This is a genomic window from Propionivibrio pelophilus DSM 12018 (assembly GCF_059569095.1).
Window position 1 is genome coordinate 1 of sequence record NZ_JCANUT010000009.1, and the last position, 15,344, is coordinate 15,344.

15 protein-coding genes and 1 pseudogene are annotated in these 15,344 nt (G+C 62.8%); 11 read left to right on the forward strand and 5 right to left on the reverse strand.

Annotation, left to right across the window (positions count from 1 at the left end; genetic code table 11):
- The 3 genes and pseudogenes from BO74_RS06120 to BO74_RS06130 form a co-directional block, all read right to left on the reverse strand.
- Positions 1-204: pseudogene (locus BO74_RS06120) on the reverse strand (IS110 family transposase); the annotation flags it as partial.
- 147 nt (positions 205-351) lie between these two features.
- The gene (locus BO74_RS06125; RefSeq protein WP_496440832.1) at positions 352-1,575 is read right to left on the reverse strand and encodes an MFS transporter; all 1,224 of its coding nucleotides are present in this window, start codon (positions 1,573-1,575) and stop codon (positions 352-354) included.
- On the reverse strand, positions 1,572-2,021 hold the full coding sequence (locus BO74_RS06130; RefSeq protein WP_496440834.1) for a rhodanese-like domain-containing protein: 450 nt from the start codon (positions 2,019-2,021) through the stop codon (positions 1,572-1,574). The genes BO74_RS06125 and BO74_RS06130 overlap by 4 nt, the downstream gene beginning before the upstream one ends.
- Before the next feature lie 147 nt (positions 2,022-2,168).
- Between BO74_RS06130 and BO74_RS06135 the strand changes: the two genes are divergently transcribed.
- The 7 genes from BO74_RS06135 (at position 2,169) to corA (ending at position 9,408) form a co-directional block, all read left to right on the forward strand.
- Complete coding sequence (locus BO74_RS06135) at positions 2,169-2,993, forward strand: undecaprenyl-diphosphate phosphatase (RefSeq protein ID WP_496440836.1); 825 nt, start codon at positions 2,169-2,171, stop codon at positions 2,991-2,993.
- Entirely contained in the window at positions 2,990-3,559 is a 570-nt protein-coding gene (locus BO74_RS06140) for a YqiA/YcfP family alpha/beta fold hydrolase (RefSeq protein WP_496440837.1), read from the forward strand. Before BO74_RS06135 ends, BO74_RS06140 begins: the two co-directional genes overlap by 4 nt.
- Positions 3,560-3,567: 8 nt before the next feature.
- Positions 3,568-5,511, forward strand: coding sequence for a ribonuclease catalytic domain-containing protein (locus tag BO74_RS06145; protein ID WP_496440839.1), 1,944 nt, complete (start codon positions 3,568-3,570; stop codon positions 5,509-5,511).
- Positions 5,462-6,412, forward strand: a complete 951-nt coding sequence (locus tag BO74_RS06150) for a cell envelope integrity TolA family protein (RefSeq protein ID WP_496440841.1) — start codon at positions 5,462-5,464, stop codon at positions 6,410-6,412. The genes BO74_RS06145 and BO74_RS06150 overlap by 50 nt, the downstream gene beginning before the upstream one ends.
- Before the next feature lie 37 nt (positions 6,413-6,449).
- Positions 6,450-7,268, forward strand: a complete 819-nt coding sequence (gene aroE / locus BO74_RS06155; protein ID WP_496440843.1) for a shikimate dehydrogenase — start codon at positions 6,450-6,452, stop codon at positions 7,266-7,268.
- Positions 7,265-7,984 carry a monofunctional biosynthetic peptidoglycan transglycosylase gene (gene mtgA / locus BO74_RS06160; RefSeq protein ID WP_496440844.1) on the forward strand — a complete coding sequence of 240 codons (720 nt, stop codon included), beginning with the start codon at positions 7,265-7,267 and terminating at the stop codon, positions 7,982-7,984. The genes aroE and mtgA overlap by 4 nt, the downstream gene beginning before the upstream one ends.
- Before the next feature lie 119 nt (positions 7,985-8,103).
- Positions 8,104-9,408 carry a magnesium/cobalt transporter CorA gene (gene corA / locus BO74_RS06165; RefSeq protein ID WP_496440846.1) on the forward strand — a complete coding sequence of 435 codons (1,305 nt, stop codon included), beginning with the start codon at positions 8,104-8,106 and terminating at the stop codon, positions 9,406-9,408.
- 24 nt (positions 9,409-9,432) lie between these two features.
- Here the strand turns inward: corA and hemL are convergent, their stop codons facing one another.
- Entirely contained in the window at positions 9,433-10,713 is a 1,281-nt protein-coding gene (gene hemL, locus BO74_RS06170) for a glutamate-1-semialdehyde 2,1-aminomutase (protein WP_496440847.1), read from the reverse strand.
- Entirely contained in the window at positions 10,700-11,347 is a 648-nt protein-coding gene (gene thiE / locus BO74_RS06175) for a thiamine phosphate synthase (protein ID WP_496440849.1), read from the reverse strand. The genes hemL and thiE overlap by 14 nt, the downstream gene beginning before the upstream one ends.
- A 448-nt stretch (positions 11,348-11,795) precedes the next feature.
- Here thiE and BO74_RS06180 point away from each other — a divergent pair, with 448 nt between their 5' ends.
- Genes BO74_RS06180 through BO74_RS06195 form a run of 4 tightly spaced genes read left to right on the forward strand, consistent with a single transcriptional unit; the run spans position 11,796 to position 15,324 of the window.
- A complete protein-coding gene (locus BO74_RS06180) occupies positions 11,796-12,155 on the forward strand; it encodes a response regulator (protein WP_496440944.1) in 360 nt (119 codons plus the stop codon).
- A gap of 51 nt (positions 12,156-12,206) precedes the next feature.
- Positions 12,207-12,569: a response regulator gene (locus tag BO74_RS06185; RefSeq protein ID WP_496440850.1), complete on the forward strand. Its 363-nt coding sequence runs from the start codon at positions 12,207-12,209 to the stop codon at positions 12,567-12,569.
- 14 nt (positions 12,570-12,583) lie between these two features.
- The gene (locus tag BO74_RS06190; protein WP_496440851.1) at positions 12,584-13,099 is read left to right on the forward strand and encodes a chemotaxis protein CheW; all 516 of its coding nucleotides are present in this window, start codon (positions 12,584-12,586) and stop codon (positions 13,097-13,099) included.
- Positions 13,100-13,158: 59 nt separating this feature from the next.
- Complete coding sequence (locus BO74_RS06195; protein ID WP_496440852.1) at positions 13,159-15,324, forward strand: methyl-accepting chemotaxis protein; 2,166 nt, start codon at positions 13,159-13,161, stop codon at positions 15,322-15,324.
- The last annotated feature ends 20 nt before the right edge of the window (positions 15,325-15,344 follow it).

A 15,344-nucleotide genomic window follows, 5' to 3' on the forward strand; every position in this document is an offset into this window, starting at 1 on the left:
TCCCAACTGGCTCAGTTCGCGCGCCCAGTAATGGGCGCTGGCGCACGCTTCCATGCCAATCAGGCAGGGCGCTTGCCCGGCAAAATAGCTGCGCACTTGCCGGCGCGAGAGCGTTCGCTTGACCTGCACCGCTTCGTGCCGATCCACGCCATGCACCTGAAATACTTGCTTTGCCAAATCCACTCCAACGCGCGTAAGGTTCATCTTGGACTCCTTCCTTCGTTTGACTGGTTGGTGACAACTCCAGTCTGGCACATCGATGCCGGTGCAAGGGAGGAGTCCATCCCATTGGCCTGCGCCGGAATGACGAATCTTCAATAAATCAGCGCTTCCCTAACAAGCAGAGGGGCGTTATTTCATCCGGTCCCGCGTCGCCAGCGCCGGGAACAAGCGGATCCAGCCGGCGGCGACGAGCAGCGTGCCGATGCCGCCGAGAACCACCGAGCCGACCGGACCGAACAGCGCGGCGGTGGCGCCGGACTCGAATTCGCCGAGCTGGTTCGAGGCGCCGATGAAGATGGTGTTGACGGCGGCGACGCGGCCGCGCATCTCGTCGGGCGTTTCGAGCTGCATCAGGGTCAGGCGGATGACCACGCTGACGTTGTCGACTGCGCCGGAAATGGCCAGTGCCACCAGTGACAGCGCGAAACTGGAGGACAGGCCGAAGACGATCATGCACACGCCGAAGGCCGCGACGCAGGCCAGCATGCGGTGGCCGACGCGGTTCTCCAGCGGCCAGCGGGCCAGTGCCAGCGACATGGTCAGCGCGCCGACGGCGGGAGCCGAGCGCAGCAGGCCCAGCCCGACCGGGCCGGTGTGCAGGATGTCGCGGGCGAAGATCGGCAGAAGGGCTGTTGCGCCGCCGAGCAGCACGGCGAAGAGGTCGAGCGACATGGCGCCGAGCAGGATCTTGTGCGTCCACACGAAGGACACCCCGGCGAAGACGCTGCGCAGGGTGTTGGCCGCATTCGCCGGCTGGTGGTCGTAGCGCACTGCCAGCGTGAGCGCGAAAGCGAGGGTCAGCATGACGGCCCCCGCGCCGTAGACCGTGATGGCGCCGACGGTGTAGAGCACGCCCCCAAGTGCCGGGCCGCAGATGATCGCGGCCTGAATGCCGCTGGTCGAAAGAGCGATTGCTCGCACGAGGAGGATGGGTGGGACCAGCTGCGGGATGAGTGCCTGTTGCGACGGCATCTGGAAGGCGCGGGAGATGCCAAAGACGATGGATATGCCGAGCAGCAGGCCGCGTGTGGCAAACCCGCCGGGTATCGCGGAGAGCAGCAACAGGGCAACGGCTGTCTGGGCGGCCATGCACGTGGCAAAGACACGGCCGCGATGCAAGCGGTCGACGAGGTGCCCGGCCGGCAGGGTCATCGCCAGCTGCGGCACGAACTGGAACAGCCCGACCAGCCCGAGATCCCAGGCGCTGCCGGTGATGTCGTACATCTGCCAGGCAACGGCAACCATCAGCATCTGGTTGGCGAGTGTGCCGAACAGGCGAGCCAGCCAGAAGAGGACGAACGGGCGCTGGGCGAGGAGGTGGGCGAAGGAGGACGGCGCCTCGGTCGAATTCAACAGGGAAGTCCCGGCGCGCAGGTCATCGCCTGCGTGGGCGGAACGATCGCGCGCTTCTCCGCCATCCAGCCGTTCATGCCGTGGGTGACGTTGTAAACCGTCTTGTAGCCGACTTGTTCCGAGAGGAACTGCGCGGCGGCGCGCGTGCGGTTGCCGCTGCGGCAGATCAGGATCACCGGCTGCTCAGGTTTGGCGATGCCCTTGGCCGAGGCCAGCCATTGCGTCGGATCGGCGTTGCCGCGTTCGTCGAAGAAGGTCAGCAGTTTGGCGCCCGGAATGACGCCGGAACTTTTCCACTCGCCGGCGGTGCGGATGTCGATGACCGGTACGCCCTTGGCCGTCAGGCGGGCCAGTTCGGCGTTGTCGATGTTGATGACTTCGGCGTGGGCGGCAGGAAGCAGCAGGCTGGCCAGAATTGCGGTCAGGGTGAACGGAGAGGCTTTCATGGTTCGGTTCTCGACAGGTCAGCGGGCGGAAAGTATACCGCGGGGGCGGGCGGCACGATGGCGGTTGCGGAGTCGCGTTTTAGACAGCGGAAGTGGGTGTGGCGTTGCCTGATAGAATCGTCATCCTTTTTTCCGGATGTGCCCCCCGTGGACGCGCTGCTTCTTTTCAAGGCCCTGATTCTGGGCATCGTCGAAGGATTGACCGAGTTCCTGCCGATTTCCTCCACCGGCCACCTGATTCTGGTCGGCGACCTGCTCGACTTCAACGACGATCGGGGAAAGTTGTTCGAGATCGTCATCCAGTCGGGCGCGATTCTGGCCGTGGTCTGGGAATATCACGAACGCATTCTCGGCGTGGTGCGCGGTCTGGGGCGAGATCGTCTTGCCAACCGTTTTGTCCTTAACCTGTTCATTGCCTTCCTGCCGCTGGCCATCCTCGGCCTGTTGTTCAAGTCGGCCATCGAGGCGCATCTGTTCAAGCCCTTGCCGGTGGCCACCGCCTTCATTGTCGGGGCGTTGCTGATCCTGTGGGCGGAGCGGCGCGAGCATGTGGTCCGGGTGCAGTCGGTCGACGAGATGACGCCGCTGGACGCGCTCAAGTTGGGCTTTGCCCAGGCGCTGGCGTTGATTCCCGGGATGTCGCGTTCGGGATCAACGATCATCGGCGGCCTGCTGTTCGGGTTGTCGCGCCGGGCGGCGACCGAGTTTTCCTTTTTCCTGGCGATACCGACGCTGATCGTGGCGACCTTCTACAGCCTCTACAAGGAACGCGCGCTGCTCAATGCCGATGATCTGGCGATGTGGGCCGTCGGCTTCATCGCCGCGTTCGTCTCTGCGTTCCTCTGCGTGCGCTGGCTGCTGCGCTTCATTTCGTCGCACGATTTCACGCCGTTCGCCTGGTACCGGATCGCCTTCGGCATCGTCGTGCTGCTGACCTGGCAGTTCGATCTGGTGGCGTGGTCCGTTTCGTGAGCGCCGGCATTCTCTATCTGCACGGCTTCTGCTCGTCGCCGCAGTCGTGGAAGGCGCGGCTGCTGGCCGATACCCTGGCGGAAAGAGGGCAAAGCGAACGACTGTTCTGCCCCTTTCTCTCGCCGGTGCCGGACGAGGCCATTCGCCAGGCGGACGCGATCATCGCCCGCGAATCGGGGCCGCTGACCGTCGTCGGCAGTTCGCTCGGCGGCTTCTACGCTACCTGGCTTGCCGAGAAGTACGATTTGCGCGCCGCGCTGATCAATCCGGCGGTCGTCGCGCCGATCTCGCTGGAAAAGTACCTCGGCACGCAGACCAACCTGCACACGCACGAGTCGTTTGAATTCACGACGGAGCATATTGGGCAGCTGCGCGCGCTGGAGGCGCCGCAAGTGACACCGTCGCGCTACCTGCTGCTGGTCGAGGCCGGCGACGAGGTGCTCGACTACCGCCAGGCGGTGGCGCGCTACGCCGGCTGCCGCCAGATCGTGCTCGAAGGCGGCGATCACAGCTTCTCGCGGTTCCCCGACTTTTTGCCGCAACTCATTGAATTTTGCCGGTTATAATCCACGCGATGCATGTATTGTTTGAAGAAGAGGGCGCCTTCAAGGCGGGGACGGTTCTGGCCGACAACGACACGTCGTTGCAGGTCGAGATGGCGTCCGGCAAGCGCGCCAAGATCAAGTCGTCGAATGTCCTGCTGCGCTTCAAGGAGCCGGCGCCGAGCGAATTGCTGGCGCGCGCCGAAGAACTGGCGGCAGGGGTCGAAACCGAATTCCTTTGGGAGTGTGCGGCCGATGGCGAGTTTTCTTTTTGTGATCTTGCCGACGACTACTTCGGCGGCAACGGACAGAAAGCCTCTGCGGGCGAAGCGGTTGCGCTGCTGCTGGCCCTGCACGCAGCGCCCGTCTATTTTCACCGCAAAGGCAAAGGGCGCTTCCGCAAGGCGCCTCCCGACATTCTCGCAGCCGCTCTGGCCGGTCTTGAAAAGAAGCGTCAGCAGGCGCTAGCCGTCGAACGCATGGTCGGCGAACTGAAGGCGTTCGTCCTGCCGGGCGAGTTCCAGCCGCTGCTCGACCAGCTGCTCTACCAGCCCGACCGCAACCGTCCGGAGACCAAGGCGCTCGAGGCTGCGTGTGCGGAAACCGGGCTGTCGGCGCCGCATCTGCTGGAAAAGTGCGGCGCCATTCCGTCGGCCTACGGTTTTCACTATCAGCGTTTTCTGCGCGAGCAGTTCCCGCGCGGTACCGCCTTCCCCGAGGTCGATGCGCCGACCCTTCCCGGCGATCTGCCGCGCGCCGACGTGCGGGCGTTTTCCATCGACGATGCGGCGACGACCGAGATCGACGACGCCTTTTCCCTGCAGGAACTGCCGGGCATCGGCTGGCGGGTGGGCATCCATATCGCCGCGCCGGGACTCGGATTCGCGTTGCATTCGCCGCTCGACCTGATTGCCCGTGCGCGCCTGTCGACGGTCTACATGCCGGGCAACAAGATCACCATGCTGCCCGACGCGGCGGTGGCCAATTTCACCCTGGCCGAGGGGCGTGACTGCCCGGCCGTGTCGCTGTATCTGACGGTGACCCCGGAGTTCGAGATCACTGGCCACGAGTCGTGCGTCGAGATCGTGCCGATTGCCGCCAATCTGCGCCACCACGACGTCGAGCCGGTGTTCAACGAGCAGACGCTGGCCGGCGGACTGTCCGAGTTCCCGTTCCGTGACGAGCTGAAAACCCTGTGGCAGCTGGCAAATGCCTGCGAAGGCCGGCGCGGCAAGCCGTCCGCCGTCCAGGGCGTCAATGACTACAACTTTTCCATTGGCGGCGATCTGGCCGATCCCGAGAACTGCCGGGTGGAAATCAGCGAACGGAAGCGCGGCAGCCCGCTCGACAAGCTCGTGTCGGAACTGATGATCGTCGCCAACAGCACCTGGGGCGGCCTGCTCGCCGACAAGGGCGTGCCGGCGATCTACCGGGCACAGACCGGGGGCAAGGTGCGCATGACTACGTCGCCGTTGCCGCACGATGGACTCGGCGTCGATCAATATGCCTGGTCGTCGTCGCCGTTGCGCCGGTACGTCGACCTGATCAACCAGTGGCAGCTGATTGCCTGTCTCGAAGGCGAGGCGCCGCCGTTCAAGCCGAAGTCCGAACTGCTGTTTGCCGCCATGCGCGATTTCGACCTGACCTACAGTGCCTACGCCGACTTCCAGCGGCAGATGGAACGCTACTGGTGCCTGCGCTGGCTGCGACAGGAAGGTGTGCAGACGATCGACGCCACCATCCGCCGGGAGAATCTGGTTAAACTCGACCACCTGCCGCTGCTGCAGCGGGTGCCTTCGGTTCCCGATCTGGCGCCGGGGCAGCGCGTGCGTCTGTCGGTGGAGACGATCGATTTCTTGACGCTCGAGCTGGGTTGCCGCTATCTGGAAACCCTGGAAGCGGTTGTTGTGCGGGATGACGAATTCGATGAAGAAGCAGCAGAAGAAAGCGCGGAAAGCGAAGGGTCGGCCGGTTGATATGAGCGCGGTCATGGCGTTGAACCCGCCGGTGGTGCTGCGCTCGCCGGGCGAGCGCAACTTCGGTATCGCCCTCGCGTTTTCGCTGGTCCTGCACGCCGTGCTCTTGTCGCTGCATTTCAAGTATCCGGATGCGTCGCGGGCCTTTCAGGAAAAGGCGCTGGACATCATCCTGGTCAACGCCAAGTCGGCACGGGCGCCGAAGGACGCCCAGGCGCTGGCCCAAGCCAACCTCGATGGCGGTGGCAACAGCGAGCAGGAACGACGAGTCAAGACGCCGTTGCCCCCTTCGCCCCGTCAGCAGGCAGGCAACGACCTCGAGCAGGCCCAGAAGCGCGTGCGGACGCTGGAGGCCAGGCAAAAACAGCTGCTCGCCCAGTCCAAGGGAAAGCCGAAAGCCGCGGTCAAGGAGTCCGCGGAGACCGAAGCGCCCCCGGTTGCGGAAGCCGTGCCGAGCGGGCTGGATCTGGTTAGCAAGTCGCTGCAGATGGCCCGGCTGGAAGGCGAGATCGCCCGGCAGACGGAGGAGTACAACAAGCGCCCGCGCGTGGGGCGCCTGACCAGCGCCCGTGTCAGGGAATACCGGTTCGCTCGCTACGTCGACGATTGGCGGCAGAAAGTCGAACGCATCGGTACGCTCAACTACCCGGAGGCTGCGCGCGGAAAGATCTACGGTAGCCTGGTGCTGTCCGTTCGCCTGAAGAGCGATGGCAGCGTGGAACGGATCGACATCGATCGCTCCTCGGGAAGCCGGGTGCTGGACGATGCCGCGCGGCGCGTCGTGCGGATGGCGGAACCTTTCGCCAATTTTCCTCCCGATATCGCGCGTGATTTCGACATTCTCGAAATTACCCGCACCTGGACGTTTACCAAAGGCAGTCAGGTCGCGACGACTAACTGATTCACCTCGTTTTCATCTTTCCCTGAGGCAATTCGAAATGACCGACAAATACTGCGTTTTCGGCAACCCCATCGGCCACAGCAAGTCGCCGATCATCCAGATGGCGTTTGCCCGCCAGACCGGCCAGGACATCGAGTACCGGGCGATTCTCGCCCCGACCGACGGGTTTGCCGATGCGGTGGATGCCTTCATCGCCGAAGGCGGCAAGGGCGCCAACGTGACGCTGCCGTTCAAGCAGGAAGCCTTCCAGCTGGCGACCCGGTTGACCGTGCGTGCCGAACAGGCTGGCGCGGTAAATACCCTGGTGTTCAACGACAACGAAGTGGTGGGCGACAACACGGACGGTGTCGGCCTGTTGCGCGACATCATGGTCAACCTGAACTATCCGATCCAGGGCAAGCGCATCCTGCTGCTCGGCGCGGGTGGCGCGGCGCGGGGCGTCGTCGGGCCGTTGCTCGGCGAGCACCCGACATCGCTGGTCATCGCCAACCGCACCGTGGTGCGAGCCCGCTCGCTGGCCGAACGTTTTGCGTCGCTCGGGCCGGTCAGCGGCTGCGGCTATGAGGATCTGGCCGGCCAGGTCTTCGACATCGTGATCAACGCTACTTCGGCGAGCCTCAGCGGCACGATGCCGCCGCTGCCGGAGGGGATCTTTGCTCCCGGAAGCCTGGCCTACAAGATGATGTACGGTCTGGGCGACACGCCGTTCCGCGCGTTCGCGCGCAACCAGGGCGCCGGGATGATCTCCGAGGGGCTGGGAATGCTGCTCGAACAGGCCGCCGAGTCGTTCTACGTTTGGCGCGGGGTGCGTCCCGATGTCCGGCCGGTCGCGGAGTTGCTCCAGAAAAAGGCATGACCGACGCGGCGCGCGCGGCGATCGCTTTCTTCCTCCGTTGGCTCAAGTGGGGGCTGGCGGCCCTGGGCGGCGTGTTGTTGTTGTACCAGCTTTGGCTGTTCGGCTGGGTCGTGTTGTGGAACTGGGTCGATCCGGATATGACCCGGTTCATGGAAATCCGTCTGGCTGAACTGCAAGTAAAGGCACCGCGCGCGCAACTGAAGAAGCACTGGCTCGACTACTCGCGAATCTCTCCTCATCTCAAGCGCGCCCTGATCGTTGCCGAGGACGACTTGTTCACCCAGCACGACGGATTCGACTGGGACGGCATCCAGCGCGCGATGGAGAAGAATCTGCGGCGCGGCAGGATCGTCGCGGGCGGGTCGACCATTTCCCAGCAGCTGGCCAAGAATCTCTTTCTTTCTCCGCAGAAGACGCCGTGGCGCAAACTCCAGGAGGCCGTGGTTACGTTGATGATCGAGACGGTGTGGAGCAAGCAGCGCATCTTCGAGGTCTATCTGAACGTGATCGAGTGGGGGAACGGCGTTTTCGGCGCCGAGGCGGCGGCCCGGCATTACTACAGGATCGGTGCCGGGCAACTTGCGCCGGAGCAGGCTGCTCGTCTGGCCGGCATGGTGCCCAGCCCGCGCTACTACGATCGCCATCGCAACGCTCCGGGACTGGTCCGCAAGTCGGCACTGATCCTGTCGCGAATGCCGGCTGCCAGAATCCCTTGACGCGGCCCTGCCGGCGCGCTCCGGCGTGCTAGAATCGGCCCCAGTTTTGGTGCGTGGCCAGGCGCTTGCGCACTCCTCCAGCCCGATCGTGAACACCTGATCCAGGGGAGATCCTCCCAATGAGCGAAGAAAAAAACAGCCCCGATTTCCTGGGCAGCGTGCGAGAACTGCTCGCCAAACAAAAGCTCGTGGAGGGCCTGGTCCACCGACAGGACATGCCGCGCCACGATCTGGTCGAGGATGTCGTGCACAAGCAGCATCTCGCCGAACTGCGCAGCCTGCTGGAGCGGGTGCCGCTGGACGAGATCGCCAGGATCATCGAGGTTCTCGAGCCGGAAGAGCGACTGGTCGTCTGGTATGAGGTGCGCGAGGAGCGCGGCGAAGCGATTCTCGAAATTCTTTCCGACGAAATCCGCGAAGACCTGATCTGCGACAGCCATCTGCGCAATGAGAAAACCTCGGTCTCCGCTTTCGAGCTGCGCAATGGCCGGCTTAGTCAGATCAGCGTAACGACCCCGTACGACCTGAAGTGTCTGAAGCCGATCTGGATCGACCTGGTGGCGCCGACGCCGGAGATTCGCGCCTGGGTCGGCCGCTTCTACGATGTCGAGTTGCCGAATCCGAGCAACCTGACCGACCTCGAGGCCAGCGCACGCTTTTACGTGGAGGATAACGGGGAAATCCACCTGCACTCCGACTTCCTGCTCGACACCAAGGAAGAGTCGCGCAACGTGGCGGTGGCGCTGATCCTGCATCGCGACGTGCTGTTTTCTGTCCGGACCGAGGAGCTGCCGGTTTTCCGCTTGCAGCGTTTGCGTGCGCGTACGCAGCCCGGCTATGTGACCGACGGCAAGGACGTGTTGCTCGACCTTTACGCCGCCGATGCGGAATACTCGGCGGATACGCTCGAGGACGTCTACGCCTCGCTTGAAGAGTCCAGCCGGCGAGTGCTCGGAACGCAGGTGACGGACGCGGAGGCGGCACGGATTCTGGCCGACATTGCCCGCGAGGAGGATTTGAACGGGCGGATCCGGCGCAACGTGCACGACACGCGGCGGGCGGTGTCCTTCCTGATCCGCGGCAAATCGCTGACGCCCAACCAGCTTGACGACGCGCGCCAGATCCTGCGCGACATCGAGTCGCTCGACGGGCATACGTCCTTCCTGTTCGGGAAGATCAACTTCCTGATGGATGCGACCGTCGGCTTCATCAACATCAACCAGAACAAGATCATCAAGATCTTCTCGGTGGCGTCCGTCGCCATGCTGCCGCCGACGCTGATCGCCAGCATCTACGGGATGAATTTCCAGGAATGGTTCCCGGAGATTCACTGGAAGTACGGCTACCCGTTCTCGCTCGGCCTGATGCTGGTCTCGATCGCCGTGCCGTTCTGGTTCTTCCACAAGAAGGGCTGGCTGCGCTGAGTCAGCCGCCAGCCCCGGCGGAAGTCACCAACTCCGGAAGACCGCTTCGGCGGCGTCGATCGTCGCCTTGATATCCGCCTCGCTGTGCGCCGCCGAAACGAACCCGGCCTCGTAGGCCGATGGCGCGAAGTAATGCCCGGCATCGAGCATGGCGTGGAAGAAGCGGTTGAATGCCGCCGTGTCGCACTGCATGACTTCGCCGAAGTTGCGCGGGCAATGTGCCCGGAAGTACAGGCCGAACATGCCGCCGACCGACTGGGCGGAGAAGGCGATGCCATGCTTCACGGCCGCGGCGCTCAGCCCGTCGCAGAGCAGTTCGGTCTTGCGTTCGAGTTCCGGGAACAATCCCGGCGTCTGGATCAGTTTGAGTGTCGTCAAGCCAGCTGCGACGGCGACCGGGTTGCCAGAGAGCGTTCCGGCCTGATAGACCGGCCCCAGCGGCGCGATCTTCTCCATGATCTCCCGTTTGCCGCCGAAAGCGGCGACAGGCATGCCGCCGCCGATGACTTTGCCGAGAGTGGTCAGGTCGGGGGTGATGCTGTATAGGCCTTGCGCGCAGGTCGGACCGACGCGGAAGCCGGTCATCACCTCGTCGAAGATAAGAACGCTGCCGTGCTTGGTACATTCAGTACGTAATGTCTGCAGGAATATGGGGTCAGGCGCGACGAGATTCATGTTGCCAGCGACCGGTTCGACGATCACCGCCGCGATGCGGTCGCCGTGACGGGCGAAGGCCTGTTCGACCTGCTCGGCATCGTTGTAGTCGAGGACCAGCGTGTGCTGCGCGAGATCGGCCGGCACACCCCCGGAGCTCGGGTTGCCGAAGGTCAGCATGCCCGACCCCGCCTTGACCAGCAGGCTGTCGCTGTGGCCGTGGTAGCAGCCTTCGAACTTGATCAGCAGATCCCGCCCCGTGTGGCCGCGCGCGAGGCGAATAGCGCTCATTGTCGCTTCCGTGCCCGAACTGACCAGCCGGACCATGTCGAGCGAGGGCAGCAGCTTGCACAGCAGGTCGGCCATTTCCACTTCCAGTTCGGTCGGCGCGCCGAAGGAAAGTCCCTTGCCGGCGGCGTCCCGGACCGCGGCCACGACGTCGGGGTGTGCATGCCCGAGAATCAGGGGGCCCCACGATCCGACGTAGTCGAGGTACGACTTGCCGTCGACGTCGGTGATTCTGGCACCGCTGCCGCTGGAGACGAAGCAGGGTGTTCCTCCCACGGAGCGGAAGGCGCGTACCGGCGAATTGACACCGCCGGGGATGTGCCGTTGGGCGCGTTCGAACAGATCTTCACTACGAGTGGTCACGGTGTTGTTCCTCGAAAAAAAGGGTCTGGAAGTCGCGGGCGCGGGTTTCGATGTCCGGCACCTCGAACAGGTCGGTAATGACCGCCAGCAGGTCGGCTCCGGCGTTGATGACAGGGCGTGCGTTCGCCAGCGTGATTCCCCCGATCGCGCAAGCCGGAATCGACAACTCCTTCCGGCAACGCGCGAAGAGCGACAGATCGGCGCGAACGGCCAGCGGTTTGGTCGGCGATGGGAAAACTGCGCCGAAGGCGACATAATCGGCCGCGGCTTTTGCCGCAGCGACGGCGAGGTCGAAACTGGCGTAGCACGAGGCTCCCAGTATCCGCTCCGGCCCGAGAGCCGCGCGGGCGGCGGCGAGGTCGCCATCCTCGGCACCCAGATGAACGCCGTCGGCGCCGACGGTGATGGCGAGCGGGACGTTGTCGTTGATGATCAGGGCGGCGCCATGTTGCGAACACAGTTTGCGCAATTCATGCGCAACGCGCGATTGGCGTTCGGCATCGTTGCTTTTGTCGCGATACTGGAGAATCCGCACGCCGCCGCGCAAGGCTGCATCAACCCGGGAGAGCAGAGCATCCTCATCCAGCCCGTCAGGCGTGATTGCGTAAAGTCCGGAAAATGGTCTGCATGTCATGCGGTTTTTGGGCCCCCTTGACCAGTCGAGCATGATCACTTCGGACTGCTCGGCGAGTTTCGCGTAATGGGAAGCGCATGCTCATAGCAAGAAACGCTTGGCATCCTTGGCCGGCGTTGGCTAGAATCGGGCGCTTGTCTTTGCCGGATTCTAACCGAAATGCACGCGGTGCCATGCGGTTGAGGATGGAGTGCAGGAAGCGGAAGTGCGCAGGCAACTGTCCCGTGCCGGGCGGTCGCTGGCCATGTGTCTTGCACCGGGGGCGTGTATTTGAATCAATGCCTCAGCATGCCGGCAGAAGTGGTTGAAATATATGTGACTGATGTATAGTGCTCCGCGGAATAAAAAGAGCCGTGCGCATTTCAATGGTCTTGTGGAGCAGGTCATTCCGCAAATATTCGGGAGGTGGCGATTGGCGAATGTTGCAAGCCTGAGCGGCATCAAGGTGATGATCATCGACGATAGCAACACGATCCGGCGCAGTGCGGAGATCTTTCTGGTGCAGGCCGGTTGTCAGGTCATCCTTGCCGAGGATGGATTCGATGCCTTGGCGAAGATCGCGGATCATCAGCCGGACATCATTTTCTGCGACATCATGATGCCGCGTCTTGATGGCTACCAGACCTGCTCGCTGATCAAGAAGAATCCACGGTTCCGTGCCACGCCGGTGGTGATGTTGTCGTCCAAGGATGGCTTGTTCGACCGTGCCAGGGGGCGAATGGTCGGTTCCGATCAGTACCTGACCAAACCTTTCACTAAGGACAGCCTGCTGCAGTCGGTCGCCACCCTGGCGACTCAACGCGCCTAGGCTGGTCCGTCGTTTTTTGAATTGTATTGAAGCAATGAGGGAGTAGATATCATGCCGGTTAAAACAGTCCTCGTCGTTGATGATTCGCCGACCGAGCGCCATGTTCTCGTCGAACTTCTCAGCCGGAACGGCTATCAGGTGATCACCGCCGAGAACGGCGAGGAAGGTATCGAGAAGGCGCGGCGGGAATTGCCCGATCTGATCTTGATGGATGTCGTCATGCCGGGTCTGAACGGTTACCAGGCGACCCGGACACTGACCCGGGACGAGGCGACCAAGCACATTCCGATCATCGTCTGCACGTCCAAGGGGCAGGAGACCGACCGGATCTGGGGGCTGCGGCAGGGGGCCCTTGACTACATCGTGAAACCGGTGAACGGCGAAGATCTTCTGGCGAAAATCGCTGCGCTTTGACCGGCGTATAACACATGGCCACCAAGGGGAGTCTGCGGGAGTTTCAGGCGCATCTGGCGGCGCGTCTTGCCGGCGTGGCCGGACGGAGCGCGGCCGGGTTGCTTGGCATCCAGTCCGGGGCGGAATACTGGCTGGTTACCCTTGCCGATTCCGGTGAAGTGGTTCCATTGCAGCACTTGACGGATGTGCCGCTGACGAAACCCTGGTTCGTCGGCATGGCGAACATTCGCGGGAATCTTTATTCGGTGACTGATTTTTCTGCCTTTCAGGGCAAGGAAAGCACGCCGCAAAATGCGGCTTCCCGGTTGTTGTTGATCGGGACGCGCCACGGGAACAATGCGGCGTTGTTGGTAAACCGCATGCTGGGCCTGCGCAACAGGGATGACCTGACCAGCGCGGCGCCTGACGTGAATGCGCCGGAATGGGCGGCGCAGGCGTTTACCGACAAGGAGGGGCGTCGCTGGAAACTCCTTGATGTCAAGGCGTTGCTGGCGGACGAAGCGTTCATGGATATCAGCGTCTCGGGCTGAGTCTTGTTGTGATTGCTGTCGATAAACTATTACATTGAGCGGTCGAACCGGAGATTTTTATGCCTTTCAAGTTGAGCCTGCCCAAGTTCAAGCGGGGCAGCGAGAGTTCTGGCGATCAGACTGTAACCATTCAGTCCCCGTCGGATGTCCCGATTTCCCCGGTGAAGGGGCCGGAAACCGTAGGTTTCGGTTTCCTGGCGAAGTATCCGGTAACCCGGCAGTTGCAGATTCTCGGTCTTACGTTGGTGTTGCTGATGGCGGTCATCGCCGGCCTGGTTTTCCAGGACAACCGTGCCTCGGCCTACAACACGGCCTACGTTGCAACGGCTGGAGAGTTGCGCATGCTCTCGCAGCGTCTCGCCAAGGCGTCCAGCCTTGCATTGCAGGGAGATCCCTTCGCCTTCATGCTCCTGCGCGACTCGCACGGCAAGTTCGCGTTCAACATGGATCGACTGAAAAACGGTGGCGAGTTGTTCGGGCTCACCGTGCCGCCTTCACCGGAAAGGGTCGGGGCGCAACTCCGCAACCTGGAAACCAACTGGGAGGTGACCGACCGCAACACGACCCAACTGCTCGGGTTGGAAAAGAAGATGGTGATCTTCGGGATGCGCACGTTCTCCATTGGCGAAAACAATGCGCTGTTGCTTGATCTTACCGAGCAGCTGGCTGCACACAAATTGCAAACGGGCGCGAACGTCCGCGAAATCGCCGCGGCCAACCAACTGGTGATGCTAACGCAACGAATTGCCAAGAACGTTGCGGCGCTGCGAATCGGCGACGCCATCAGCCCCGAGATCGCCTTCCAGCTCGGCAAGGATACCAATACCTTCCGCGAGTTCCTGACGGCTTTCGCCAAAGGCAGCGAAGAACTGCGCATCATGCCGGCGGCGGATGGCGAAACGCGACGCGTCGTCGGTGAACTGGAAATCGCCTTCAAGGACTATCAGGGCGCTGTCGGTGACATTCTCTCGGGGATGCAGGAACTGGTCTTCGCCAAGCAGGCCGGAGCACGGATCTTCGTTGATAACGAAGCGCTTCTTGACGCGGCTGACTCGCTGGCCAGCGCCTATCAGGTTGGCACAACCGAGCGGACGGTTTACGTCGTATCGCTGACCGTCTTCATCCTCCTCGCGCTGGCCGTGCTGGCCATGATGGCCAAGGTCTATCTCGATGATACGCGGCGGCAGGCTGCGCTGGCCGAGCAGAGCCGGCAGGATTCCGAGGCGATCAATCGACAGAACCAGGATGCCATTCTGCGCCTGATGAATGAACTCGGTGACCTGGCGGATGGGGACCTGACGGTCATGGCAACGGTCTCGGAAGACATCACCGGCGCGATCGCGGATTCGATCAACTACACGGTTGAGGAACTGAGGGTTCTGGTCGGGCGAATCAATGACGCCGCGGGCCGCGTGACAACTGCGACTGAAATCGCCCAGCAGACCTCCGAAGAACTTCTTGATGCCGCGGAGCGTCAGTCGCGCGAAATCCAGGAAGCGGGGCATTCCGTCCTGGAGATGGCGAGCTCGATGACCCAGGTTTCCGGCGAAGCGGACCAGTCGGCGCAGGTTGCCCGTCAATCGCTTGCTGCGGCCGGCAAGGGAACGCAGGCGGTACAGGATTCCATCAAGGGCATGAACGAGATTCGCGAGCAGATTCAGGAAACGTCCAAGCGGATCAAGCGTCTCGGCGAGTCCTCGCAGGAAATCGGCGAGATCGTCGAATTGATTTCCGACATTACCGAGCAAACCAACGTGCTGGCCCTGAATGCGGCGATTCAGGCCGCTTCGGCAGGCGATGCCGGGCGAGGCTTCACGGTGGTTGCCGAAGAAGTGCAGCGACTGGCCGAACGCTCTGCCGAGGCGACCAAGCAGATCGCCGCGATCGTGAAGACGATTCAGACCGATACGCAGGGTGCCGTATCCGCGATGGAGGAGTCGACGCGCGGGGTGGTCGAAGGAGCGAAACTGTCCGACGCCGCCGGGCAGGCGCTGGCGGAGATCGGGCACGTGTCGCAGAACCTGGCGGAGCTGATCGAGAACATCTCCGACGCTACCCGGAAGCAGGCGGATGCTGCTACCGGGGTGGCCGGCAAGATGCAGGACATTCTGCGCGTGACTGAACAAACCACCGTAGGTACGCAAAAGACCGCGTTGGCGGTCGGCGAACTGGCGAGTCTTGCCACGGAACTCAAAGGATCCGTTGCGGGCTTCAAGGTCGGCTGATCGTTCTCTGCCCGGATCGG